We start from the raw sequence: 26,376 nt of genomic DNA, 5'->3' as shown, positions 1-26,376 counted from the left end.
CTCAGCTTCAATTTTTTGTTATCACGGAATTCGATGCTTGCACAGCAATGTGTACTCTCACACCCTGCACACAACCCAACGATTAACCAAACGGCAGCATGCGACACTCAATATTGCATAATATTTTTCATTTCAGCAACCGGAAGCATGGGAAGTATTACTATGCTATAGGGGAAACTCCACTTAAAGTGCTGTTATGTGTAAAAATAGGCTTGAATTACCAAAACTAGCCCCCATATATGAGAAGTGGCTAGTTAAACTTAAAGGAAGTTCATATGGCTTGGCAAATAAAATGGAATGGTTATTCTATAGGTTATACTTACAGAAATGAGTCTTTCGAGATTAATGATATTTATTTAAAAAACCGAAAAATTCGTCAAGAACCTAGTAGCGGCTATAAAGAGCCGGATGATGATGTTATGGAAGATATCTATTACGCAGAGTCTGAGCATGGTATTTTTGAATGGTTAGTAATCGCAAGAAGATCAGGTTTTGACGGGTATGCAGTCATAGAAGATATCTATCTGCTGAGCAAGCCAGAAGGCTGTGACTCAGAGGCACCAAGCTTTGAAATATATGAAAGTAATTCAATTTAATATATATCAAAGCATTTAAGATTAATTCCCAACGTTTGGCATTTTTGATGTCTTCGTTGGTTTTTTTATTTACAGTGATATGAGTAGGTTTGGTAGTAGTACTGCTCACACCTTAATGCTACGTTAAAAATGTAATGCTTACTATCTTCCGTAGCACTCTACCATGGCAACCTTACAATTATTATATTCGACTCAAACATAGGTTAAATGCCTTTCCTGATAACATTTAGTTAAGGGGCATAGCGCAGCACGCTTGCGGGCGCAGCGGTTTGAAATGGGCATAAAATTCGCGCAGCGAATGCCCATTTCAAAATGTCCCTGCTTCAACTTTTTGTTATCAAAATAACATCTGGTAGAAAAACTCACCTATATCTATTTATATTATCAATACCGAGTTGCATCTTAACTTTAGCAGAAGAGTTTGCTGAATGAACTTTTATTATTGGCGGAATAAAACCACGCGTTATTACCGCTTCCTCAATCCAAACTATGACGTCATATCCAGTACCACGGGTATCATCACCTAAATCATGATCAAGGCTAATTTCTGTCACGCCCCCCTTGTCTAATAGCTTAATAGCCTCATCAGGCCAGTATGTTCTAACCCATCCGGGTGGAGTCACCCGTTCGTCATCAAGAAAAATCCTCACACAAACTCCATATGACTACTACAATAAGCTGAATCATGATATGGTCTATAGACTTTATACGACATAATGTCAACAAGGATTTTTTGAAGTTCACATGCACTGCTTACAATCACCACATACACAAAAGATTGTTATTCTTTCTGGTGCTGGAATCAGTGCAGAAAGCGGAATCCCAACGTTTAGAAGTTCAGATGGACTCTGGCAGAGGTTTTCGTGGACTAAACTTGCCAGCATTGATGCTTGGCAGCGCGATCCCGGCGCGGTACTTAATTTTTTTAATGACAGAAGAGATCTAACATTAAAAGCAGATCCAAATGAGGCTCATTTATCACTACAGCGTTTAGAAGAAAAGTATGAAGTTGTCATAATAACGCAAAATGTAGATAACCTGCATGAAAAAGCGGGATCACAAACAGTTATACATGTGCATGGTGAGATCGATTATGCACACAGTGAAAAAGACGCTACTGCACGAATAAAATTAAACGGAAAACCTATTTTTATTGGTGACTTGGCAACTGACCACCGTCAACTCCGCCCAGATGTTGTCCTATTTGGTGAAGATGTGCGCAACTTTGACCTATGCCAACATCACATATCTACCGCTGATAAGGTTTTAGTTATTGGTACATCTCTCTCTGTATACCCTACAAATACACTGCTAAAGCTATCACCTAAACAAGCAGAAAAAATCATCATTTCCTTGCATCCCCAAAAACGACCTTATGGGTTTAAATTTATTCAAGAACGAGCAAGCATCGCAGTACCTAATCTAGTTACTAAATGGCTAGCAAATTACTAAGCGAGAACAACTAGCGCATAAAAAAACCTCACCCACAAATAAATCACATGACTTTATATTTATAAAATTACTTAACGAACATGGCAAATATAAATACTAGCAATATGAAAAAGATACATATCCAATGGGATGGCCCATACTCACTAGAACAAATTAAGAGCATGAACTCTGGAAAAGATTATGGCCTATATCAAGCCTATGGCGTTCATACAGTTTATGGCTCAAATGTCTTGTTATACATAGGTCAAGCCACATATCAAACATTTGGTGTTCGTATTCTTCAACATACTAAATGGGGATATGTGCAAGATGAAAATGAGCTAAAAATTTATGTTGGACGGTTTGCTGGAAATGAGGAAATTTCCGATAAAGAATGGAGCGAGCAGATCTCTGTAGCAGAAAAGCTACTAATCTTCACACACTCTCCCGCATTGAACTCATCAAACATAAATACCGTCAGTAATGATATTCCGCTAGAGACTCATGTCTACAATTGGGGTAACAGAAGAAATCTATTACCTGAAGTTTCGGCATTTAGGTATCTATATGACGATAATTTACACTTCCCGACATACAGAATATTTGGACAAGAGGAGTCCGAATCATAATATCTTCATTCGCCGTAGCATCTTGCTGCGGCGGTAATCAGCTAAGAGAATAACACAGTTGAGCCGATTTTAACTTTGATAACATTTAGCTAAGGGGCATAGCGTAGCACGCCTGCGTGCGAAGTGGTTTGAAATGAGCGTAAAATTCGCGCAGCGAATGCTCATTTCAAAATGTCCCTGCTTGAATTTCTTGTTATCTGAAACCCCAAGGTTGCTAAAAGCAAGCAGTAACCGCCCCACGATACCGCCTTAAGTAAAAGCGATTTTGCTCGGCGTGCACTGTAATGCCCCTATTCTACAGATGAACTTCCACGTGACTCGACCGTTCAGCTTCAATTGTGTGAAAAAGCACTGATTTCGTGCGGCTAAAAACCAAGCGTCCAACAGGAAAGAATACAATTTCTCAGTTGCAGCAAGCTATGCTATGCCAAAACTACCCGTTGCAGCAGAACCAACTGACGGGAAAGCAAGCTGGATTACATTCGCCTATACCGCTGAAACTGCAACGCGCACATTCGCCAACTATGTTCAAGAATGGAAAGAATGGAAAGAATGGAAAGAATACAATATTTACGTAAATAGCACTGTAGCCAAGACAACTCGACCATTCGACGCTGAAGCTAAACCGAAGAAAGAATACAATTGCCCCGCGAAAATTAGCTTGGCTACGGCCTAAAATTTAAACCACGAAAGCCTATTAAATTCGCCTTTCAGATAACATTTAGCTAAGGGGCATAGCGTAGCACGCTCGCGTGCGCAGCGGTTTGAAATGGGCATAAAATTCACGCAGTGAATGCCCATTTCAAAATGTCCCTGCTTTAGCTTTTTGTTATCAAGGAACTCGATTAATGAAAGGCTAGATGTGTTGCAGCTAACAATAAAGGATATCGACTTCATTCCCCCACTAAAATCATTTAGAAACACAAACATTTGCTGTATTATGTATGACAAGATGGCGAGTTAGTATTGAGGCTGGTATTGTTTTTAGTTCTGTTTGAAAAATGCCAAGGGATTTTAAATGAAAAAAACGCTAGACCTAGAACAACTATTAAGCAAGGGTTGTATTACGCAAGCTGAGTATGACAAACTTACTATGTTACCAGGAAAAACAAAAAATTATCTAGCACTAAATCTTCTAATTGGCCTATTAACCATAATGGCTAGTTATTTCATTCTTGTTAGATTCCCAACAACAACCACGGTAATTACAGTTGGATTATGTGTACTTTTTACTGGCCTATTATTATTGCGCAGTAGATTTAAGCAATGAAAAACTATTTCTAACACATGCATTTTAATTGGATCGTTAATCGCCGGTTTAGGAGTTGCTTCTATTACAAATAACAATTTCATCTCGTTTGTCACCGTAACCATCATACTCACTTTGATTAGTATATTTTCAAAGAGTAGCCTACTTTCATGCCTTAGCGTATTGATGGTTTCTGCTAGTGCCTGCGCGGATAAATACGACTATATCCCAAGGTATTTGTTTATAATGCCAGAATACTCTACCACTATTATCATTTTCAGCACATTAACCATTGTACTTTATGTAATTTCGACGAAAGTGAAAACAGAATACAAAAGCATAACAATTACAGCACTAAAAACCAGCCTGATTTTGGCTAACATTGGATTTTGGTTGAGTACTATGTTTGTAGAAAGCCTAATACAAATCATACCACAATCTGCGTTTTCATTAATGTGGACTGCTATGCTATTGATAACGATGCTGTGGTCATGGAAACACAAAAATCGATGGTGTTTAAACATTTCAGCGACATTCTCCATAATTCATTTATATACACAATGGATGTCTCACTTTAAAGCATCCACTACAACAAACGTAATTTTAATTGGAGCTGCTGTTTTTTTTGCTGTAGTTATTTGGCTTGCAAATAAAAAAATGAAACAAAAGAGCCCATGTAATTAAGATATTAGTGCATAAGGTTATATTAGCTAAATGCAGTGCATAAGCTGATCTCCTGATAACATTTAATTAAGGGGCATAGCGGAGCACGCCTGCGTGCGAAGTGGTTTGAAATGAGCGTAAAATTCGCGCAGCGAATGCTCATTTCAACATGTCCCTGCTTGAATTTTTTGTTATGTGCGTGGTGATGTTACCCACTGCCGATTTTGCAGCACAACTCGATAGCCATCAATATCTTCAAAGGTTTTACCAACCACATCCCAATATGGATTATATGATTTAGTCTCATTAAATCCGGCCATAGCCATTTGTGAGCATCCACTCGCCCACTCTGCATTATTAGGAACGTAAAAGACTAGAAGATTATCTTTTGTTGGCGCACAGCCTACAACTTGACCTTTGTGATGAGTAAATTCTAAATGATAATTGTGATTGTCATGCCCCAAGATGACGCCATCAAAACCATCATGATCGTAAAACTCACCAAGTAATGAAAATCCAAGGCCAGTCATATACATATATTTAATTTTATCTAGGTTATCTGTTGGCCGCGCAACTCTGAGTATGGATTCTCGTGAGATCATATACACTCCGTGTAACTCACAGTTCAAATTATATGATTAGCTTTTTACCATTCTTAATGCTTCTTAGATAGAGCATTTTCACACAAGCACATAACACTTAGTTACCGGGCATAGCGTAGCACGCCTGCGTGCGCAGCGATTTGAAATGGGCATTCGCTACGCGAATTGTATGCCCATTTCAAAATGTCCCTGCTTAACTCTTTGTTAGTTGCATGCCTTCGGGGTTTCCATTGAACACTTTGCAGACAACCTCTATACTATACATGTGTCATTTTGACACACTGATGTACGGAGGACTTATGGCAACTACACTACCTCGTATCACCGCTCGTGTTGACGTTGATACACAAGATCTGCTCACTAAGGCAGCTGCATTGGCCGGTATGTCCAGCATCAACTCGTTTGTGCTCAATGCTGCCATTGAAAAAGCAAAACAAATCCTCGAACGTGAACAAGCACTTAAGCTCAGTCAACGCGATGCCATGCTTCTGGTTGAAGCTCTGGATCAACCCGCCAAATCTAATGACAAACTCAAAGCTGCTGCCGCACGTTATAAGGACAAAACCCTGTAATGGAAACCGTACTACTTGATAAAAGTAAACATGAAAGACATCACTTTGATTGTGGTGTCGATGCATTGAATAACTATCTCAAGGTGATGGCGAGCCAGCAGGCAAAACGCGACAACTCACGCACCTTTGTGCTGGAAGATGACAACGACCCACGGATCATAGTTGGCTTTTATACGCTAACTATGACACCGATAGATCTTAAAGCATTACCACCGCAACTCCAGAAGAAACACCAATCGTCTACATCAGGTGGTTTGATTGCTCGGTTAGCCATTGATAAGCGTTACAAAGGAAAAGGCATTGGTGAATGGTTATTAATCGATGCACTAAAGAAGTTGCTGCAAGCAAGTAATACCGTAGCCTTTCCTGTAATCATTGTTGATGCAAAAGATGGTGCCGAGAATTTCTATACGAAATATGGATTCACGCCATTTACTGAGACTGATAATAAACTATTCATCACAATAGCAGACATCAGATCTAGCCTAGATGAGTAATCAATTTCTTTCCGCAAACTAACTTCTAACTAAGGGGCATAACGGAGCATGCTTGCATGCGCAGTGGTTTGAAATGGGCGTAAAGTTCGCGCAGCGAATGCCCATTTCAAAATGTCCCTGTTGAGTTTTTTGTTAGCTGAAACCCCAAGGTAGCTAAAAACGCTACACTTACCGACCCACCAAACAACCTAAGCAAGGACAATAGACCTTGGCGAGCATTGTACTTGCCCTATTCTATTCCCACACTTCCACGTGACTCGACCATTCGCCACCTGTTGTGCAAAAGAACTCTGATTTCGTGCAGCTAAAGACCATGCAAACCAGAGGAAAGAATACGATTTCGCAGTTGTAGCAAACCTTACTATTCCAAAACTACCCGTTTCAGTAGAACCAGCTGACGGGAAAGAAAACAGGATTACATTCTCCTACACCGTAGAAACTTCAACGCGGCCATTCGCAAACAATATTCAGGAATGGAAAGAATACTGACTTACAGTGAACGCTGAAGATGCATCGGCAACTTTTCCGGACTACGCCGAATACGCTACTGGAATGAATGCGATATTTACTTAAACGATGAAGCAGCCAAGCCAACTCACCCATGCGACGCAAAAGGTAAATCGAAGAAAAAATACAATTGAGCCGTGACAATAATCTATGCCTAGTGCTCAAATTTAACCCACAAAAGCCTATTAAATTCGCCTTTCAGCTAACATTTAGTTACCGGGGCATAGCGTAGCATGCTTGCATGCGCAGCGGTTTGAAATGGGCACAAAATTCGCGTAGCGAATGCTCATTTCAAAATGTCCCTGTTCAACTTTTTGTTATCTGTTCTGTGAACCAAACCCAAACAACAAAAATAAAATTTTGACATGATTTATAAGAGCCAACCACCATGTTATTTAAAATTTAAATACGCACAACGCTGCTTAATCTACAGGTCGAATACATGGCAAAGTATAAATTCGCAAAACAATCAGATGGAAGAATAATTTCTGCTGATGATATTGCTAATAAACCTGTAACAGACACCTACACTTGCCTAGGTTGCGGGAACTTACTTACCGCCAAAGTTAACGGGGAACATAAACAACCGCATTTTGCACACAAAGTAAAAATAGAATGTAATGGTGAGACATACTTGCATAACCTAGGAAAAACTGTTTTCTTTGAAACATACAAAAGGTGTCTGGAAAATAACGCCCCATTTTACATCACCCTAGAGGCAGAAAAGAAATGCGAAAAGTTCAGACCTTTAATTTTGACTAACTGCGATTTGGGTAGCGTAGAAAAAACATATGACCTAACCGATTACTATCATGATATCACCATAGAAACTCGTGACAACCAATTCACTCCTGATTTACTTATTAGCCGTAAAGGATTTCCCAATGACAAAATATATTGAAATAGCAGTAACTCACTTTCTATCACAGGAAAAGTCATCATCGGGGAATCGTATAATTGAAATACCACTTGAAGATGGAAGTGATATTGAGAAAATTTCCAAAGCTCATTTATCAAAAAATGACGCCATGTTTATAGGATTTAACCATTCAACAACTGCAATAACAGATGCTGAATGTAAATGTGCTAAGAATAAGTGTTACGGCTTTTTTGTTTATTCATCAGGGAAATCAATATTACAATATTCCACCTTTGCTTCTCACTATTCTCTTCTCTTAAGAAACAATGGAAAAATCATATATTCAAATTTTATAAAAGACCATCGTGAACAAGACAATGAACTATTCGAGTTAACAGAGGTTAGTGGTGCACTATTCGTTCAACAAGTAGAGCTTGCATCAAAACGTGGGGTAAAAATACGAAATTGCTTTCTATGTAATTTTCATGGCGAAAATCGAGGGTATGATCGTTCAAATCCAATTTTTTGTAGAGGAAAAAAATTCACTTGCTCATCTAACCAAGCGGCAGATTGTAATTGGTACAAGCCTACTTCTAAAAAATAACTTAGATGAACTATTAATGAGTTAAATACAGATAACTTCTTACTAAGGGGCATAACGGAGCACGCCTGCGTGCGCAGTGGTTTGAAATGGGCGTAAAATTTGCGCAGCGAATGCCCATTTCAAAATGTCCCTGTTGAGTTTTTTGTTAGCTGAAACCCCAAGGTAGCTAAAAACACTAGACTTGCCGACCCACTAAACAACCTTAAGTAAGGACAATAGAGCTTGGCGAGCATTGTACTGGCCCTATTCTATTCGCAATGATGAACGTGACTCGACCATTCGCCTTCAATTGTGCAAAAGAACGCTGATTTCGTGCAGCTAAACACCATGCAAACAGTCGGAAAGAATACGATTTTGCAGTTGTAGCAAAACTTGCTATGCCAAAACTCTCAGTTGCAACCGAACCAGCTGACTGGAAAGATAACAGGATTACATTCGCCTACACCGCAGACACTTCAACGCGACCGCTCACATACAATGTACAGGGTTAGAAAGAATACTGACTTACCGTGAACACTGAAGTTACATCGGCAACTTGGGCGGTCTGCGCTGATCACGCTACGGGAAAGAAAACGATATTTACGTAAACGATTAAGTAGCCAAGGCAACTCACTCATTCGACGCAGCGAATGCCCATTTCAAAATGTCCCTGCTTGAATTTTTTGTTATCATGGAACTCGATGCTCATTTTGCGTACTCAAAGCACGAGCTAACTCTGCTTACACAGCAAAAACTACTACTCAGTACACGGCAGAACGTTACATCTGGAGACTCAGAGTACATACCGAGTTCTATACTGAAACTTTCCGCATAATACGCTGTTAAGCTTCATAGGAGACATTATGCCAATTCAATGGATCCAATCTATCGATGTGCTCGATTGGGATGAAATGTCAGAGCTTTATCGCATTGCTCCTCTTGGTATCAAGAGCAGTGAGTGGTTGAAGACCGCTTATTCAAATAGCATGTTCAAGTGTATTGCGCTCTATGAAGATAAGGTCATCGCAGCCGGACGCGCTGTGGCTGACGGCGTTGACTGCTCTTATCTTTGCGACATCGTGGTTCACCCTGCTTATCAGGGAAAAGGCCTTGGGAAAGAGATCATACAAAGGCTGGTTAGCCTTTCCAAGGGACATCGAAAGATCATCCTATATGCCGTTCCTGGTCGGGAGTCGTTTTATGAGAAGTTCGGATTTCGTCGCATGAATACCGCCATGGCAATTTTTTCAGATCCATCGAAAGCAGCAACCGATGGTTACACGCAATGAAGCCTAGCTAACGACTATGGTGCGAATGGCAAAATTTCCGCTGCTATGTCGCACCAATGAGTAACCTACTATGTGGTGTTTACAAAACTTACATTCGCCAAAAATATAGGTTAAATGCCTTTCCTGATAACATTTAGCTAAGGGGCATAGCGTAGCACGCTCGCGTGCGCAGCGGTTTGAAATGGGCACAAAATTCACGTAGTGAATGCCCATTTCAAAATGTCCCTGCTTGAGCTTTTTGTTATGATTTTAGGGCACTGACATTCCTAAAAAATAAGTTATTTGCTCTCTTTGACAGTTTTGATTAGCTCTAGAACATTACCATTTATGACATAATAGTTTTTTAGATATTCTCGTGAGTTGCCATCATCAATGCCCTCAGCAACTTTCGATGTAACAACTAATCGGCTATTAAGATTGTACGAGTCAATCCACTCACCAACTCGTAAATCCTCACCTTCTCCATTCTCGTTCTCTTGCCACAAATTATATGCATTAAACGTGGTCTCAACCGCTTGCCCGGTTTTCCTATTCACTAATGCTTCAACGTAGCAACCAGCTCCACCACACCCCCAACCAGTAATAACATACTCACCTGCAATTACTGGTGGTTCAGCCATTGCTTTGCTTAGTCGAGTTGGAAATGTTTTAGATAGTTCTGAGTTTTTTATTAACTTCCCTGCTGGGCCAATATAAGGTGCAGAAGAAGGATAATCTTTGAACTCAGGAATAGCAGAAGACCTCGTAACCTCTGATGAGATTTGAGTATTTTCAGTACTCATTGAGACTGTCGGTTGAAGAACCAGTAAAGCACCAAGAAAAAAAGCCCTCATCATGCAGCTCCATGCATTATTTGATACCCTGTAAAACTGGCTAAAAGGTAACACGATTTGTTGTAGCTTTGAAGAAAACAGCATAGTTCTAATGAAATCATAACATTTAATTAAGGGGCATAACGGAGCACGCCTGCGTGCGCAGTGGTTTGAAATGGGCGTAAAATTCGCGCAGCGAATGCCCATTTCAAAATGTCCCTGTTGAATTTTTTGTTATCACGGAACAAGACATTTAGATAATTACGCATATTTCCATATTAACATTATGCCTAACAAGATAGGTATATCAAAATTCTTATATGCAACGCAAATTAGTCCATTACATAAGATGACGCCAAATCTATGTAACGCTACTATATGGAATGGTTTCGGTGTAATGGCGATGTTGTGCATGAATGGAGATACACCTTGATTGACGAAAAGATAGATAAAGCAGTATCAATAACAAAAACAGTAAAAAGATGGATGTCTCTTGTCGTGCTGTTTTTGATGGTGATAATCGTATTATCCTCTGTCATAGAATTATCAATTGTATTATTCCAAGAGATTTTCAACTCAACTGACAACGTTCTTTTTTTAGAAATTGATGAGCTTTTCAAGTTATTCAGCTTTGTTTTTATAATTCTAATAGGCTTTGAATTAATGGAAACCGTGGAGATGTATTTCAAAAGAAATATTGTTCATGCCGAAGTGGTTCTCCTGGTGGGAGTGATTGCCGTTTCAAGAAAAGTGATCTTATTAGACCTAGACAAATACGACCCTGTCTCTATTATTGGTCTGGGAGTTATTATTCTTAGCCTTGGTGGTTGCTACTTTTTAATTAAACGGAGCCATCGAGAATGATATATTATGCACATTGTGACACGTGGTCACCAAGCAAGCGGCATTAAACTTTGTGCTCCGTGTTCCGACCTAAGCTTGCATAGTTGACATCTTAAACCTCATTCTTTTGCCGTAGCACCCTACTACGGCAATATTACTAATATCGCATTCACCTAAAAAACAAGTTAGGTGCCTTCCTGATAACTTCTAACTAAGGAGCATAACGTAGCATGCTTGCATGCGCAGTGGTTTGAAATGGGCGTAAAATTCGCGCAGCGAATGCCCATTTCAAAATGTCCCTGTTGAGTTTTTTGTTAGCTGAAACCCCAAGGCAGCTAAAAACACTACACTTACCGACCCGCCAAACAACCTTAAGTAAGGACAATATACCTTGGCGAGCATTGTACTTTCCCTATTCTATTCGCAATGATGCACGTGACTCGACCATTCGCCTTCAATTGTGAAAAATAACGCTGATTTCGAGCAGCTAAACACCATGCAAACAAGAGGAAAGAATACCATTTTGCAGTTGTTGCAAAGCTTGCTATGCCAAAACTGTTAGTTGCAGCCGCACCCGCTGACTGGAAAGAAAACAGGATTACATTCTCCTAAACCACAGATTCTTCAACGCGGCCATTCGCAAACAATGTTCAGGAATGGAAAGAATACTGACTTACAGTGAACGCTGAAGATGCATCGGCAACTTTACCGGACTCCACCGAATACGCTACTGGAATGAATGCGATATTTACTTAAACGATGAAGCAGCCAAGCCAACTCAACCATTCGACGCAAAAGGTAAATCGAAGAAAAAATACAATTGAGCCGTGACAATAAGCTATGCGTAGTGCTCAAATTTAACACACAAAAGCTTATTAAATTCGCCTTTCAGCTAACATTTAATTAAGGGGCATAACGAAGCACGCTTGTGTGCGAAGTGGTTTGAAATGAGCGTAAAATTCGCGCAGCGAATGCTCATTTCAAAATGTCCCTGCTTGAATTTCTTGTTATCTGAAACCCCAAGGTTGCTAAAAGCAGGGTTTTGCCGACCAACGTAACAGCCTTAAGTAAAAGCAGCTTTCCTCGGCGAGCCTAAACTTACCCTATTCTACCGATGATTTATCACGTGACTCGACCATTCGACTTAGATTGTGCAAAAGAACACTGATTTTGTGCAACCACATACCATGCTAACAGCAAGAAAGAATACGATTTTCCAGTTTCCGCAAACCATGCTATGCCTGATCACCCTGCAACAGCAGTACCAACTGACGGGAAAGAAAGCTGGATTACATTCGCCTATACCGCTGAAACTGCAACACGCTCATTCGCCAACTGTGTTCAAGAATGGAAAGAATACAATATTTACGTAAATAGCACAGTGGCCAAGACAACTCGACCATTCGACTCTGAAGCTAAACCGAAGAAAGAATACAATTGCGCCACGAAAACTAGCTTGTCTACGGACTGAAATTTAAACCACGAAAGCCTATTAAATTCGCCTTTCAGATAACATTTAATTAAGGGGCATAACAGAGCACGCTTGCGTGCGCAGTGGTTTGAAATGAGCGTAAATTTCGCGCAGCGAATGCTCATTTCAAAATGTCCCTGCTTGAATTTCTTGTTATCTGAAACCCCAAGGTTGCTAAAAGCTGGCTTCTGCCGACCAACGTAACCGCCTTAAGTAAAAACGATTTTGCTCGGCGTGCACTGTAATGCCCCTATTCTACAGATGAACTTCCACGTAACTCGACCATTCGGTTTCAATTGTGCGAAAAAGCACTGATTTCGTGCGGCTAAAAACCATGTATCCAACAGGAAAGAATACAATTTCTCAGTTACAGCAAGCCATGCTATGCCAAAACTACCCGTAGCAGCAGAACCAACTGACTGGAAAGAATACGATATTCACTCTAGGGAAATGTAGCCAAGACAACTTCACCATTCGACAAAAGCACTAAATCGAAGAAAAAATACAATTACGCCGCTAAAAGTAAAATGACTATGACCTGAAATTTAAACCACGAAAGCCTATTAAATTCGCCTTTCAGATAACATTTAGCTAAGGGGCATAGCGCAGCACGCTTGCGTGCGCAGCGGTTTGAAATGGGCATAAAATTCGCGCAGCGAATGCCCATTTCAAAATGTCCCTACTTTAGCTCTTTGTTAACCGGAACCGATGCTGGTAGAAGCTTGGTATAGAAGACTCACCGAACTGCCTTAAATTTTTCTCTGATATTTTGACGCGCAGACGCAGTTTTGAGTGCTAGCAAAAGACTATACTGACCAATAGCATTCAATTCTGACCAATAGGAATTTGTATATGGCTACCCAACACCGAGCACTCTTCATTTCTCACGGCGGTGGCCCATTACCCCTCCTTGGCGATCCTCAACATGCGCAGATGGTTTCGTGCCTACAAACGATAGCCAAACAGATTTCGAAACCGTCAGCGATCATGATGGTGAGTGCGCATTGGGAATCGCATAGTGCTGCAGTGACCTCAGGAGCTATGCCAACATTGATTTACGACTATGGTGGATTTCCACCTGAATCATACACCATTCAATACCCTTGCTCTGGCTCACCAAAACTAGCTCACGACATCACAACCAAACTTAAATCGGCTGGTATAACAGTAACTGCAGACCCAAATCGCGGGTTTGATCATGGGCTCTTTGTACCATTGAAAATAATGTACCCAGAAGCCGATATACCCTGCGTACAGCTCTCATTACTGAGCAGCTTGAATCCTGAATCTCACATTAGGATAGGTAAAGCATTAAGAGATTTAAATGATCCATCGATACTTCTTATCGGGTCAGGTTTTTCATTTCACAACATGAGAGCATTCTTCACCCCAGAAACAACCGAGATGAGAGCCGCAAACAACGCATTCCAACAGTGGCTCATTGCTACATGTACAAGCCAAGAACTGTCAGAAAACGAACGATGTGACCGTCTAACCAACTGGGACAAAGCCCCCTTTTCTCGCTATTGCCACCCACGCGAAGAGCACTTACTGCCTTTACATGTTTGCTATGGATTCGCGGGTTCAGCATGTACACAAGCATTTGAATTAGAAATTCTGAACAAAGAAACGAGCATGTTTTTGTGGGCTTAAATTTTTAGGTGATGAGAAATTATGCCCATTAGCGATTTAGCATTCGGCTCAATTGGTAATTAATAGAAAATTCCGGTTAACATTTAATTAAGGGGCATAACGGAGCACGCCTGCGTGCGAAGTGGTTTGAAATGGGCGTAAAATTCGCGTAGCGAATGCCCATTTCAAAATGTCCCTGCTTGAATTTTTTGTTATCAAGGAACACGATGCTTGCATAGCAATTATTGTTGCCTAATCAACAACACTCGCTAACGCTGACTCTTTACCGCAAAAGCAAACACCCTCCATATAACACATTGTTGCGTTTTGTTGCACTGAGTTAATGCAACACTACGACACAAAAATTTCGCTTGATAACATTCTTATGTTCACTCATAAAACCACGCAATTGATAGGGTACAGGCTCCAAATCTGCTAAAATACGAGCGTTTCAGTAATCACATTGATTGCACTGGATTTACCTAAGACTAGGAACTATTTTGACCAACAATGATGTTTTACGCTACGTAAGTTATGCTTTTGAACTAGATGTTCATGAATTGTCAAAGATATTTTCTTTAGCAGACTTTTCTGTTCAAGATGAACAACTCTCTTGCTGGCTTAAAAAAGAGAGTGACGGCTCTTATCTTGAATTCAGCGATAAAGAGCTTGCGTTATTTTTAAATGGTTTTATCAATTATAAGCGTGGCAAGCTTGATGGCGTAGAATCACGGAATGAAGAAATAGTAAACAACAATATTGTATTCCAAAAGTTGCGCATAGCTTTGAACTTGAAAGCTGAAGATATTTTAGAAATTTTGCAATTTGAAGATTTTCGTTTAAGCAAACATGAATTGAGTGCATTTTTCCGTAAGCCAGATAATAAGCATTATAGGGAATGTAAAGACCACGTTATAAAAGCTTTCCTACGAGGACTAGAGCATCCACGTGGTGGCAATACGGAATCGTAAAGTATTTTCCATTTGCCGTAGCCTCCCCCTGCTACGGCAACATTACCATACTAACATTCTAAGCAACTGCCTGTTAAATGCTCTTCCTGATAACATTTAGCTAAGGGGCATAGCGTAGCACGCTCGCGTGCGCAGCGGTTTGAAATGGGCATAAAATTCACGTAGTGAATGCCCATTTCAAAATGTCCCAGCTTGAGCTTCTTGTTATCACGGACCCATTGCTTGGAAAGCAACGCTTGTTTACACACCCAACACATGATCTAACTCTACTTCTACACTAAAACCGCATGTGCAATACTGCACAACTCGTTACATTGGTGACGAAGAATACATGTCACGTTACTATACGGAAAGTTTCCGCATAATACGCTGTTGTGTTTCTAGTGAAAAAATCCGTTAAAAAATGATTTTTGCATTTATTGCTGCTGCGTTAAGAGCCTTAATTTAGAGGATAAATAAATGGAAATTTTTGATAATAATTGTTTCGTTTGTGGCACCACAGCGCAAGCAGCTAAAACAGACCATGACAATAGATTTGATGTATGTTGTTCAAATTGTGGAAGATACCAGATTACAAACAACGTAATATCAAACTTAACGAATGCACGACGCGAGTATCTAAAGGTGTTATTAACAACGACCCAGAGTAAAGTTGGGTACTACGATATATACCTCAATTTCGAGAAAGAGTTGTGTCACACATGGGTAGACAAAATATAATAATGCTGTTATATGCTAGGGAAATAGGAAGTAAACATGACTAAACAAGAAGAATTTTTGTACATAGTACAAATGACAGCAATAGGTAATGCGATCAACCTTTCTACACAAGGCGATGATGCTATAAACAAATACAGACATGTTATATCTGGGACTGGTTTTTTCAATATTGCCCACGATGCTATTCGGTGTAGCAAACAAATTCCAGAGGATATGTGTGTAGTTGATGCGGCCAATCAATTTGTAACGTTCTTCCTTGACAACCAGCGTGATATGGAAGAGGACGATGCTACATGCCCAAGCTGGTGCCTTGTTTAGGTCACACATATAACAAACGCCTCAATGTGACTGTCAACGCGCCGCGCTTCTAGTCCCATTGAGGCGCGGTGGTTGCAGTTGTTGTGTTTGAGTTTAGTGATAGTTCGTTGCCAGCCCCTTAGACGGGCGTTAAAATATAATATTTTTCATTCGCCGTGGTACCCTACTACGGTAATAGTACGATTCTCTCATACGCCAAAAATATTAATTAAATGCCCTTCCTGATAACATTTAATTAAGGGGCATAACGGAGCACGATTGCGTGCGCAGTGGTTTGAAATGAGCGTATAATTCGCGCAGCGAATGCTCATTTCAAAATGTCCCTGCTTGAATTTGTTGTTATCTGAAACCCCAAGGTTGCTAAAAGCTGAGTTTTTCCGACCAACGTAACAGCCTTAAGTAAAAGCAGTTTTCCTCGGCGAGCCTGAACTTACCCTATTCTACCGATGATTGATCACGTGACTCGACCATTCGACTTAGATTGTGCAAAAGAACACTGATTTTGTGCAACCACACACAATGCTAACAGCAGGAAAGAATACGATTTTCCAGTTTCCGCAAACCATGCTATGCCCGACCTCCCCGCAACAGCAGAACCAACTGACGGGAAAGAAAGCCGGATTACATTCGCCTATACCGCTGAAACTGCAACGCGCTCATTCTCCAACTATGTTCAAGAATGGAAAGAATACGATATTTACGTAAATAGTTCTGTAGCCAAGACAACTCTACCATTCGGCTCTGAAGCTAAACCGAAGAAAGAATACAAGTGAGCCACGAAAACTAGCTTGGCTACGGACTGAAATTTAAACCACGAAAGCCTATTAAATTCGCCTTTCAGATAACTTCTAACTAAGGGGCATAACGTAGCATGCTTGCATGCGCAGTGGTTTGAAATGGGCGTAAAATTCGCGCAGCGAATGCCCATTTCAAAATGTTCCTGTTGAGTTTTTTGTTAGCTGAAACCCCAAGGTAGCTAAAAACACTAGACTTGCCGCCCCACTAAACAACCTTAAGTAAGGACAATAGACCTTGGCGTGCATTGTACTGGCCCTATTCTATTAACACACTTCCATGTGACTCGACCATTCGCCACCTGTTGTGCAAAAGAACTCTGATTTCGTGCAGCTAAAGACCATGCAAACCAGAGGAAAGAATACGATTGCGCAGTTGTAGCAAACCTTACTATTCCAAAACTACCTGTTGCAGTAGAACCTGCTGACGGGAAAGAATACAGGATTACATTCGCCTACACCGTAGAAACTTCAACGCGGCCATTCGCAAACAATGTTCAGGAATGGAAAGAATACTGACTTACAGTGAATGCTGAAGATGCATCGGCAACTTTGCCGGACTCCGCCGAATACGCTACTGGAATGAATGCGATATTTACTTAAACGATGAAGCAGCCAAGCCAACTCACCCATGCGACGCAAAAGGTAAATCGAAGAAAAAATACAATTGCGCCGTGACAATAAACTATGAGTAGTGCTCAAATTTTACCCACAAAAGCCTATTAAATTCGCCTTTCAGCTAACATTTAGCTAAGGGGCATAGCGTAGCACGCCTGCGTGCACAGCGGTTTGAAATGGGCATAAAATTCACGCAGTGAATGCCCATTTCAAAATGTCCCTGCTTGAGCTCTTTGTTATCACGGCATAATTATCCACTTCAAGAATAGATTTGCGAAGTACACCAATTACTAACTAATAGTTCATTTTCATTGCCAGACAAAATTTGCATATACTTCGCACAACACAAAATATATATTATCAAGATCGCCAATCGAAATATAATGCTAAATCGCAAAAAAACTTCTAGCATTCTGTCACTACTAACGCTATAGGCAATACAGCTTTAGCGCATAGGATAATTATGAAAGGAACACGCTCTTTCTTAGCTATAGGATTTATACTTATTGCATTGAGTTATAGGACATTATCAGGAAATGATATAATTAACAAGTTAGAAGTTTCGGGATTAACACCCTCTTTAGAGCGAGGTGACTCTTTAATTGGGTCAGATAGAAACCATAATAGCATTCGAGATGATATTGACCAATATATAAAAGAAAAATACCCCCATAGAGAACAAAGCAAAGCAGCAGAACAATTAGCAAAATCATTAAACTCCATTTTATTAGTCGAGAATGATGATATAAACAAAGCAAGAAGAATTGTAAAAAGCAACTCTGACGCAATCAATTGCATTTACACGGTTTTTATCAATGAACCAAATAACTCTCTAGAAAGTATTGAACCAGCCCAAGTTGTATCAGAAATAGAATTAATCACATTTAACACTAAGAATAGACTGCTAAAATATATTAAATTTAATAAACTTTTAGATGGAACTTCATGGTCATCTTCTGACGGTAATACTTGCTATTAACCATATGATGGATATGTATATAACATTCGCACAAAAGATTGCTATGCCACAGCCTGATAACATTTAATTAAGGGGCATAACGGAGCACGCCTGCGTGCGAAGTGGTTTGAAATGGGCGTAAAATTCGCGTAGCGAATGCCCATTTCAAAATGTCCCTGCTTGAATTTTTTGTTATCACGGAGCCAATGTAGACCAAACAAAATGGATTACCAAAACACTTAGACTGCGCTAACCTTGGTTACAACCAGAACATACAGAATACCAAGGAACCCTCAGATGCTACCAAATCGCGATGTGATTACTACAGGAAGTACCGGACTGGTTGGCAGCGAGATCTTCAAACAGCTTTTGAACGACGACACTGTTCGTACAGTATACAGTTTAACGAGACGCAAGCTGAAACTGGATCATCCGAAGCTTGTTCAACTAGTTGTGAATTTTGAGGACTTACCCGCATTACCTAGCGCAAATGAAGTCTATCTTGCACTTGGAACAACTATCAAAGATGCAGGAAGCAAAGATGCATTTCGTGCAGTGGATTTTGATGCAAACCTCGCCGTAGCAATAGCTGCCCGAAAAGTTGGCGTAGACCGCATAGGAATTGTTAGTGCAATGGGCGCTAACCCAAATTCTGTAGTGTTTTATAGCAGAGTAAAAGGCGAATTAGAGCTGACAGTTGAGAATTTAGGCTTTAGAGGTGTGACGATTGCTCGCCCTTCTATGCTATTAGGTGATCGTGATGCATTGGGCCAACCGAAAAGAAGTAATGAGCACTACAGTCAGCTATTCGCTAATGCATTGATGAGTTTTATTCCGAAAAACTACAAACCCATTACCGCCATTTCTGTAGCAAAATCGCTAGTGAATGCGACTCCTAATACAGTTGGCGTGAAAATACTGCTTTCTGGCGAAATGAGAAATTGTAGCTAAGACAATTAACTACGATTACTTCATGACCCACAGTTCTAAATTTAGCGCGACTCCTGATAACATTTAATTAAGGGGCATAACGGAGCACGCTTGCGTGCGCAGTGGTTTGAAATGAGCATAAAATTCGCGTAGCGAATGCTCATTTCAAAATGTCCCTGCTTGAATTTCTTGTTATCTGAAACCCCAAGGCTGCTAAAAGCAGAGTTTTGCAGACCAACGTAACAGCCTTAAGTAAAGGCAGTTTTCCTCGGCGAGCCTGAACTTACCTTATTCTAGCGATGATTTATCACGTGACTCGACCGTTCAGCTTCAATTGTGTGAAAAAGCACTGATTTCGTGCGGCTAAAAACCAAGCGTCCAACAGGAAAGAATACAATTTCTCAGTTGCAGAAAGCTATGCTATGTCAAAACTACTCGTTGCAGCAGAACCAACTGACGGGAAAGAAAGCTGGATTACATTCGCCTATACCGCTGAAACTGCAACGCGCACATTCGCCAACTATGTTCAAGAATGGAAAGAATGGAAAGAATACAATATTTACGTAAATAGCACTGTAGCCAAGACAACTCGACCATTCGACGCTGAAGCTAAACCGAAGAAAGAATACAATTGCGCCGCGAAAATTAGCTTGGCTACGGCCTAAAATTTAAACCACGAAAGCCTATTAAATTCGCCTTTCAGATAACATTTAGTTACCGGGGCATAGCGTAGCATGCTTGCATGCGCAGCGGTTTGAAATGGGCATAAAATTCGCGTAGCGAATGCCCATTTCAAAATGTCCCTGCTTAACTTTTTGTTATGCAAATAACTCAACTCTATCACCGTGACTTGGCGGTGTGGAAATGACCAAAAATGTCAGTTCAGAATCACCTTGATTACTTAGTTGATGCGGTGTTTTCGCTGGAATGTGTATCCCGTGTAACGGCTTTATTTTGTGTACATGACCAGCAACCTCAAGAGTTGCTATACCAGATAAGACATAGAAAAATTGTTCAGCGTTCTCATGCAAATGCCTAACTTCACCTGCACCGCTGGGTACGCGCTCTTGTATAACACTTAGCCCTGAGGTTTTAGCTAAATGCCAGCCATCACAAGATAAACCCCAGACGTAGTGCAAAGCATTTTCGGTTGAAACTATTGCCATGATATCCATCTCATGTTGTGTAAGTAAGGAGCTTTACCGATATATTTCTAGCCACCAATTTTTTATTAGCACATTTGCCTTCTCAAGATCATCTTAAAACCATGTTGAGAGTACAAAACGCTGAATGACACCACTATAAACGCATTCCCAAAGTAAGCAAAGATTGATTTATCTGTAGCTAGTAGGAAAAAACCTACTTATTCAGCGTTACAATACCAAAGCATAACGACGTATTAATTGCGGTATTTAATGTGGATTTATGAATATCTGATGCCAAATAACTCAGAGAATCAATTAGTGAATAATATTCAAATAAACTTCAGCACGGTGGACACTGATTTTTAAACCGTGAACCGTTGCAGACTCTAGCCTTTTGCATAACATTTAGTTAAGGGGCATAGCGCAGCACGCCTGCGTGCGCAGCGGTTTGAAATGGGCATAAAATTCGCGTAGCGAATGCCCATTTCAAAATGTCCCTGTTTAACTCTTTGTTAGGCTTTAGCACGATCTATACTGCACAATAAAACATTATATATCAATGCATTACGACACATTTGTTTTATGAAAACCACGTAAATTAATTTCTCATCATCAAATTACTGGTTAAATATCCATGCCCACCATTCCATCTGGGTCAAATGAGTGATAGTATCTCACCCATAACACCCACGGAGGAAGTATGTCCGAATTTGAATTGCTCGCGCAAGATTTACTTGCTAAAGCTGAGTCAGAAGAAAAAAAACAACAAGAAAATGACAAAAAACTAATTAGCCAAGTACTTGAAATATACGACCAAAAGTATGTTGCTGAGTTATTGCGCATGGTCGGTAAAAATGATTGGAGTCGAGAAACACTTAATCGCTGGGTAAATGGGAAAAGCGCACCGAAATCGCTTACTTATGCAGAAGAATCTCTCTTACGTAAGATGCTGCCTCAACCACCAAAAAATCATCCTAACTACTCATTTAAATTTATTGATTTATTTGCAGGGATAGGTGGTATTCGTAAAGGATTTGAAGAGATTGGTGGACAATGCGTATTCACTAGTGAATGGAATAAAGAGGCTGTTCGGACCTATAAAGCAAACTGGTATAATGATGCAGAGAGTCATAGATTTAACTCTGATATACGTGAAGTCACTCTGAGTGATAAACCAGAAATATCTGAATTTGAAGCATATAAATTTATTGACAGATCTATACCAGATCATGACGTTTTACTTGCTGGTTTCCCATGCCAACCATTTAGCCTTGCGGGTGTTAGCAAAAAAAATTCTCTAGGTCGAGCTCATGGATTTGAATGTGAAGCTCAAGGAACACTTTTTTTTGATGTAGCAAGAGTCATTCAAGCAAAAAGACCAGCTATATTTGTCCTAGAAAATGTTAAAAACCTTAAAAGTCATGATAAGGGAAAGACATTTAAAATAATCATGAATGCTCTTGATGAATTAGGTTACGAAGTATCAGATGCATTAACTAAAGATAAAAACGATCCTAAAATTATAGATGGGAAACACTTCTTGCCACAACATCGAGAGCGAATTATTTTAGTAGGCTTTCGTAGAGATCTAAATATTCATCATGGCTTTAGTTTACAAGATGTCTATCGCTTTTATCCAGAAAGACGACCTACATTACGGGAGTTATTAGATATATCCGTAGATAGCAAGTACATTCTAACTCCGAAACTTTGGGAATACTTATATAACTATGCTAAAAAGCATGCAGCGAAAGGTAATGGTTTTGGATTTGGTTTAGTGAATCCAAATAATGAAAGTTGTGTAACAAGAACTTTATCAGCAAGATACCATAAAGATGGTTCTGAAATTTTAATTGATAGAGGTTGGGATATGGCTCTAGGAGAAAAAGATTTCTCAAACGAGCAGAATCAAAACCATAGACCTCGCCGACTAACTCCGAGAGAATGTGCAAGGCTTATGGGCTTTGAAAAACCAGGTGAAAATAAATTTAGAATACCAGTATCTGACACTCAAGCATACCGACAATTTGGAAACTCCGTTGTAGTACCAGTATTTGAGGCAGTAGCAAATTTACTTGAGCCATTCATTATAAAAGCTGTATCTTTAGAAAAAAAACAATAAATTTAAAAGTTGGCGCACTATGCGCCAACCTCTTCCTGATATAACTTAGCAAGATCATTTATAAAATCACTTAATGATATCAAGTGCCCTCTAATTTTCTCTGGATATTTCTTATGCAAGGATAACGGCACGACGAGATTTACACCTGCTTGCTGCATTTCTTCAAATTGAGTTACAGAAACCCCCTCTTGTAAAGTGAATAGATGAATTTTTTCTATTCGATTGGCCTCATTTAATACTTGCCGCCATCTATCTTTACAAGTAGTTTTCACTGCTAACATGTTAAGCTTTTCTGATGGAAATGATAAGTTATGATAAGCATCTGAGGAAGGAAATAAGAAGTCAGGTTTTTTATTTCCTTCAGTAACAGCCTGGGTAGAAAAGGTTAGTAATCCATGCTCAATGAACAACTGCTCCAAATGTAGTTCTAATGATCGCCCCGCTCGTGATTTACGTCGATTGCTGACGGAATTCGCCAGTGCTATAAACTCATCAACAGTTCCAAATCCTTTTTTTATTAAATCTAGAACATGGGCTTGTTCGATTAATAAAAAAATCTCATATTCATAATTCCGACGTTCAAGTAACTGCACATCAGGATTTTTTGATCTTGAGGCGCAATGTTCATTAGCATACATCACTATATCCCTGCCTGATGGGAAATTGATTTTCCAATCATCTGGGATGATATATGTACCACGAGAAGATATATTCCCTAACGCTGAAGAACTAATGATTTTACTTGAAGTACCAAACAAGAGTACCCCTGGCAGAACCTCACCGATAACTGACTCTACTAAATCTTCCTCTCCTAGAGAACGGCACACCCAGATATCTACAAAGTTAGAATCTAAACCATCATTATTTTGAAATGCCAAAATAGCAAGAGCTCCTGTATTTTCGGCATCTTGCAAAGGACTATTCCTACCCCACCTTGTAATCCTTTTTTCATTTCTAGTCCCACCAAAATATTTATTATTATAATAGATAGCTCTAGCTAAGCTATCAGGACAATCATGAGAAGACACATGCGCAGTTATTTTTGTATCGGGATTTTTTACAGACGTAATATTTATAGATGGGAATAATTTTTCAACCATGGCAGATGGAATATACAAGCCTACTTGGTGCCCACCTGTTGCTCCAGTATCATTTGCGGATAATCGCTTAACGAGGAGATAGTCTTTTCTATCGGCCTTTTCAGATAACCAACAACTAAGATCCGACATCAGATTGCCCTTAATCAAAAACATTAAATCTCATTTACGATTATTCTTTCACAATCTCAGCTTGACCGCGAGATCAATAGTTCCTAATTATGATATTTTCAACATTAACAACTCAATAAAGTGTGACAATAGTCACATGTCACACCTATCTAAATCGTAGCCTAACATTTAGTTAAGGGGCACAGCGTAGCACGCTTGCGTGCGAAGTGGTTTGAAATGGGCATAAAATTCGCGCAGCGAATGCCCATTTCAAAATGTCCCTGCTTGAACTTTTTGTTATCACGGAACCGATGCAAGATAGACAATAGCTGGTTAGTTCTAAGGTAAATATTTCTAACTGTTATTTATAGGGCGCGTAATACTGAGCGTTAGACAAAGAAAAACCGACATAAACAGTCGGTTTTAATATGGTAAGTTGCTTAATTTTACTCTGCTACTTTAACACGGATTTTGCTGCTATCAACAGTAGATTGATTAAGTGCAGTAATTGCGTTTGCCGCTTCTTTTTCGTCTGGCATTTCAACAAATGCAAAACCTTTAGACAAGCCAGTTTCTTGGTCTAAGACCAGAGTACATTCAGTAACTGTACCGTGTGCAGAGAACAACTTGTGGATGTATTGCTCAGATGTTGAACGAGCAAGATTGCGAACTAAGAGTTTCATAACTGTCCATTGGCTTTGGGATCACAGGCATGATTGTCTCAGTAAAGGAGTTCACGGCAAAGCTATTGTTCACTTCTGCGTTAAAATAGTCATCTGTTGCACAGCAGATTCGCGTTTTGAACCACAGACATTGATAATGCGCATCATTATCTTGCCTTGTGCGTGTAGTGACAGTGAGTACTGGCTAGAAAACACCTAGAATAAACGTGAATGGTATCAATTCACTATCTGATTACTCCAAAAGCAAACTACTACGGCAAGTTAATATTATTCACATTCTCAGAAAATATTAATTAAATGCCCTTCCTGATAACATTTAGCTAAGGGGCATAGCGTAGCACGCTCGCGTGCGCAGCGGTTTGAAATGGGCATAAAATTCACGCAGTGAATGCCCATTTCAAAATGTCCCTGCTTGAGCTGCTTGTTATCACGGAACCCGTTGCTCACACTGCAATGTTTTTGTACGCACCAAAAACATGATCTAACTCTATTTCCACAGTAAAAATCACTAAGCAGCACACTTTAGCTCGTCACATCAGGTGACGCAGAGTACCGATATCGTTACTATACGGAAAGTTTCTGCATAATACGCTGTTAGGAGTCTAGATGACATTCGAACAAACTATATTAATAGCGCTATTAACCGTATTGGGTGGGGGTGTTGCGTCTGCATTTGTAACCTCGATCCTGACAAGTAGGCGAGATCAAAAAAATTACACAAAGAAAAAATATGAAGAGATTTATGACCTTATTGCCAAAGATAGTACTGATTTTGCAAAATGGTATCTTGGCTATATGGCAGTATTTGAAGGAGCACTTCCGCTAAGTCAGTTGAAGAATCGAGCCTCTACCACGACTATGGATACGAAGGCAAAAGTGCTAATGCTTGTGGCTCTTTATGCCGAAAATCTCTCAACAGAGATAGAGTTGTACTTCCAAAATAAGCAGGCACTTATTTCGTATATTAATGAGGCATCAAAAAGAGCAGATGAAAATGTCGCGTCAAAAATTTCCCTAAATGATTTTCATGCCTTACGAGTGAGCTTTGATAAGGAAAAAAACAATGTGTTTGAAAAGCTTGTTAACCTTTCAAAAAGCTTATGACGTGGCGCGGCATGACGCTCCTAACAAGGCAAAGCAGTTCGGCCCTTCGGGCCCGGACGTCGCTTCGCTCCGCCGCTGTTTGCAGCGTTAAAGATTTAATATTTCTCATTCGCCGTAGTGCCCTACTACGGCAATATTACGATTCTCTCATGCGCCGAAAAAATTAATTAAATGCCTTGCCTGATAACTTTTAACTAAGGGGCATAACGGAGCATGCTTGCATGCGCAGTGGTTTGAAATGAGCGTAAAATTCGCGCAGCGAATGCTCATTTCAAAATGTCCCTGTTGAGTTTTTTGTTAGCTGAAACCCCAAGGCAGCTAAAAACACTACACTTACCGACCCGCCAAACAACCTTAAGTAAGGACAATATAGCTTGGCGAGCATTGTATTTGCCCTATTCTATTCACACACTTCCACGTGACTCGACCATTCGCCACCAGTTGTGCAAAAGAACTCTGATTTCGTGCAGCTAAAGACCATGCAAACAAGAGGAAAGAATACGTTTTTGCCGTTGTAGCAAAGCTTACTATGCCAAAACTGTCAGTTGCAGCCGAACCGACTGACTGGAA

General features: G+C 40.0%; 25 protein-coding genes. 18 read left to right on the top strand and 7 right to left on the bottom strand.

Annotation, left to right across the window (positions count from 1 at the left end; translation table 11 throughout):
- The first annotated feature begins 275 nt into the window (after positions 1-275).
- Positions 276-596, top strand: coding sequence for a hypothetical protein (locus NCTC9997_RS07065; RefSeq protein WP_064977683.1), 321 nt, complete (start codon positions 276-278; stop codon positions 594-596).
- A gap of 362 nt (positions 597-958) precedes the next feature.
- On the opposite strand, the gene NCTC9997_RS07060 is transcribed toward NCTC9997_RS07065, so the two are convergent.
- The gene (locus tag NCTC9997_RS07060) at positions 959-1,246 is read right to left on the bottom strand and encodes a cyclic-phosphate processing receiver domain-containing protein (RefSeq protein WP_064977682.1); all 288 of its coding nucleotides are present in this window, start codon (positions 1,244-1,246) and stop codon (positions 959-961) included.
- Between the two features lie 94 nt (positions 1,247-1,340).
- Between NCTC9997_RS07060 and NCTC9997_RS07055 the strand changes: the two genes are divergently transcribed.
- The 3 genes from NCTC9997_RS07055 (at position 1,341) to NCTC9997_RS07045 (ending at position 3,332) form a co-directional block, all read left to right on the top strand.
- Positions 1,341-2,048: an SIR2 family NAD-dependent protein deacylase gene (locus tag NCTC9997_RS07055; protein WP_064977681.1), complete on the top strand. Its 708-nt coding sequence runs from the start codon at positions 1,341-1,343 to the stop codon at positions 2,046-2,048.
- A 104-nt stretch (positions 2,049-2,152) separates the two neighbouring features.
- Positions 2,153-2,656: a hypothetical protein gene (locus NCTC9997_RS07050; protein ID WP_082935587.1), complete on the top strand. Its 504-nt coding sequence runs from the start codon at positions 2,153-2,155 to the stop codon at positions 2,654-2,656.
- 424 nt (positions 2,657-3,080) lie between these two features.
- A complete protein-coding gene (locus NCTC9997_RS07045) occupies positions 3,081-3,332 on the top strand; it encodes a hypothetical protein (RefSeq protein ID WP_064977679.1) in 252 nt (83 codons plus the stop codon).
- Positions 3,333-3,820: 488 nt separating this feature from the next.
- Here NCTC9997_RS07045 and NCTC9997_RS07040 read toward each other — a convergent pair whose 3' ends face one another.
- Positions 3,821-4,009 (bottom strand): hypothetical protein, encoded by a 189-nt coding sequence (locus NCTC9997_RS07040; RefSeq protein WP_156669252.1) that lies wholly within the window; start codon positions 4,007-4,009, stop codon positions 3,821-3,823.
- 750 nt (positions 4,010-4,759) lie between these two features.
- Positions 4,760-5,170: a VOC family protein gene (locus tag NCTC9997_RS07035; protein WP_064977677.1), complete on the bottom strand. Its 411-nt coding sequence runs from the start codon at positions 5,168-5,170 to the stop codon at positions 4,760-4,762.
- A gap of 299 nt (positions 5,171-5,469) precedes the next feature.
- Between NCTC9997_RS07035 and NCTC9997_RS07030 the strand changes: the two genes are divergently transcribed.
- The 5 genes from NCTC9997_RS07030 to NCTC9997_RS07015 all read left to right on the top strand — a co-directional run bounded on the left by NCTC9997_RS07030 (position 5,470) and on the right by NCTC9997_RS07015 (position 9,477).
- Positions 5,470-5,742, top strand: a complete 273-nt coding sequence (locus NCTC9997_RS07030; protein ID WP_064977676.1) for a type II toxin-antitoxin system TacA family antitoxin — start codon at positions 5,470-5,472, stop codon at positions 5,740-5,742.
- Positions 5,742-6,239 carry a GNAT family N-acetyltransferase gene (locus tag NCTC9997_RS07025; RefSeq protein WP_064977675.1) on the top strand — a complete coding sequence of 166 codons (498 nt, stop codon included), beginning with the start codon at positions 5,742-5,744 and terminating at the stop codon, positions 6,237-6,239. The genes NCTC9997_RS07030 and NCTC9997_RS07025 overlap by 1 nt, the downstream gene beginning before the upstream one ends.
- Positions 6,240-7,188: 949 nt before the next feature.
- A complete protein-coding gene (locus NCTC9997_RS15230; RefSeq protein ID WP_197665255.1) occupies positions 7,189-7,647 on the top strand; it encodes a DUF7828 domain-containing protein in 459 nt (152 codons plus the stop codon).
- Positions 7,631-8,209 (top strand): hypothetical protein, encoded by a 579-nt coding sequence (locus tag NCTC9997_RS15225; protein ID WP_197665254.1) that lies wholly within the window; start codon positions 7,631-7,633, stop codon positions 8,207-8,209. Before NCTC9997_RS15230 ends, NCTC9997_RS15225 begins: the two co-directional genes overlap by 17 nt.
- 842 nt (positions 8,210-9,051) lie before the next feature.
- Entirely contained in the window at positions 9,052-9,477 is a 426-nt protein-coding gene (locus tag NCTC9997_RS07015; RefSeq protein WP_064977674.1) for a GNAT family N-acetyltransferase, read from the top strand.
- A gap of 278 nt (positions 9,478-9,755) precedes the next feature.
- Here NCTC9997_RS07015 and NCTC9997_RS07010 read toward each other — a convergent pair whose 3' ends face one another.
- A complete protein-coding gene (locus tag NCTC9997_RS07010) occupies positions 9,756-10,313 on the bottom strand; it encodes a hypothetical protein (RefSeq protein WP_152135787.1) in 558 nt (185 codons plus the stop codon).
- A 405-nt stretch (positions 10,314-10,718) separates the two neighbouring features.
- Here NCTC9997_RS07010 and NCTC9997_RS07005 point away from each other — a divergent pair, with 405 nt between their 5' ends.
- The 7 genes from NCTC9997_RS07005 to NCTC9997_RS06970 all read left to right on the top strand — a co-directional run bounded on the left by NCTC9997_RS07005 (position 10,719) and on the right by NCTC9997_RS06970 (position 20,209).
- Complete coding sequence (locus tag NCTC9997_RS07005) at positions 10,719-11,153, top strand: phosphate-starvation-inducible PsiE family protein (protein ID WP_167550129.1); 435 nt, start codon at positions 10,719-10,721, stop codon at positions 11,151-11,153.
- A gap of 2,302 nt (positions 11,154-13,455) precedes the next feature.
- Positions 13,456-14,256, top strand: coding sequence for a DODA-type extradiol aromatic ring-opening family dioxygenase (locus tag NCTC9997_RS07000; protein WP_064977673.1), 801 nt, complete (start codon positions 13,456-13,458; stop codon positions 14,254-14,256).
- A gap of 479 nt (positions 14,257-14,735) precedes the next feature.
- Complete coding sequence (locus NCTC9997_RS06995) at positions 14,736-15,206, top strand: YehS family protein (RefSeq protein ID WP_064977672.1); 471 nt, start codon at positions 14,736-14,738, stop codon at positions 15,204-15,206.
- Between the two features lie 756 nt (positions 15,207-15,962).
- Positions 15,963-16,244 (top strand): hypothetical protein, encoded by a 282-nt coding sequence (locus NCTC9997_RS06990; RefSeq protein WP_064977671.1) that lies wholly within the window; start codon positions 15,963-15,965, stop codon positions 16,242-16,244.
- A 1,875-nt stretch (positions 16,245-18,119) separates the two neighbouring features.
- A complete protein-coding gene (locus NCTC9997_RS06980; RefSeq protein WP_156669250.1) occupies positions 18,120-18,635 on the top strand; it encodes a hypothetical protein in 516 nt (171 codons plus the stop codon).
- 276 nt (positions 18,636-18,911) lie between these two features.
- Complete coding sequence (locus NCTC9997_RS06975; protein WP_064977669.1) at positions 18,912-19,565, top strand: NAD(P)H-binding protein; 654 nt, start codon at positions 18,912-18,914, stop codon at positions 19,563-19,565.
- A gap of 401 nt (positions 19,566-19,966) precedes the next feature.
- On the top strand, positions 19,967-20,209 hold the full coding sequence (locus NCTC9997_RS06970; RefSeq protein WP_064977668.1) for a hypothetical protein: 243 nt from the start codon (positions 19,967-19,969) through the stop codon (positions 20,207-20,209).
- A 153-nt stretch (positions 20,210-20,362) separates the two neighbouring features.
- Here NCTC9997_RS06970 and NCTC9997_RS06965 read toward each other — a convergent pair whose 3' ends face one another.
- Positions 20,363-20,710 (bottom strand): cupin domain-containing protein, encoded by a 348-nt coding sequence (locus NCTC9997_RS06965; RefSeq protein WP_071849685.1) that lies wholly within the window; start codon positions 20,708-20,710, stop codon positions 20,363-20,365.
- 679 nt (positions 20,711-21,389) lie between these two features.
- On the opposite strand from NCTC9997_RS06965, the gene NCTC9997_RS06960 reads away from it, so the two are divergent.
- Positions 21,390-22,811, top strand: coding sequence for a DNA cytosine methyltransferase (locus NCTC9997_RS06960; protein WP_064977667.1), 1,422 nt, complete (start codon positions 21,390-21,392; stop codon positions 22,809-22,811).
- A 17-nt stretch (positions 22,812-22,828) separates the two neighbouring features.
- On the opposite strand, the gene NCTC9997_RS06955 is transcribed toward NCTC9997_RS06960, so the two are convergent.
- Both NCTC9997_RS06955 and NCTC9997_RS06950 read right to left on the bottom strand, forming a co-directional pair.
- A complete protein-coding gene (locus NCTC9997_RS06955; protein ID WP_064978461.1) occupies positions 22,829-24,040 on the bottom strand; it encodes a type II restriction endonuclease in 1,212 nt (403 codons plus the stop codon).
- A gap of 425 nt (positions 24,041-24,465) precedes the next feature.
- A complete protein-coding gene (locus NCTC9997_RS06950; RefSeq protein WP_071849684.1) occupies positions 24,466-24,702 on the bottom strand; it encodes an RNA recognition motif domain-containing protein in 237 nt (78 codons plus the stop codon).
- A gap of 606 nt (positions 24,703-25,308) precedes the next feature.
- Here NCTC9997_RS06950 and NCTC9997_RS06945 point away from each other — a divergent pair.
- Positions 25,309-25,806, top strand: coding sequence for a hypothetical protein (locus NCTC9997_RS06945; RefSeq protein WP_064977666.1), 498 nt, complete (start codon positions 25,309-25,311; stop codon positions 25,804-25,806).
- Positions 25,807-26,376 lie beyond the last annotated feature (570 nt).

Source organism: Plesiomonas shigelloides, assembly GCF_900087055.1.
Taxonomy (GTDB): Bacteria; Pseudomonadota; Gammaproteobacteria; order Enterobacterales; family CAMTGL01; genus Plesiomonas; species Plesiomonas shigelloides.
The sequence above is the reverse complement of the archived record's forward strand: the minus strand, read 5'-3'. Positions and strand labels throughout refer to the sequence as shown.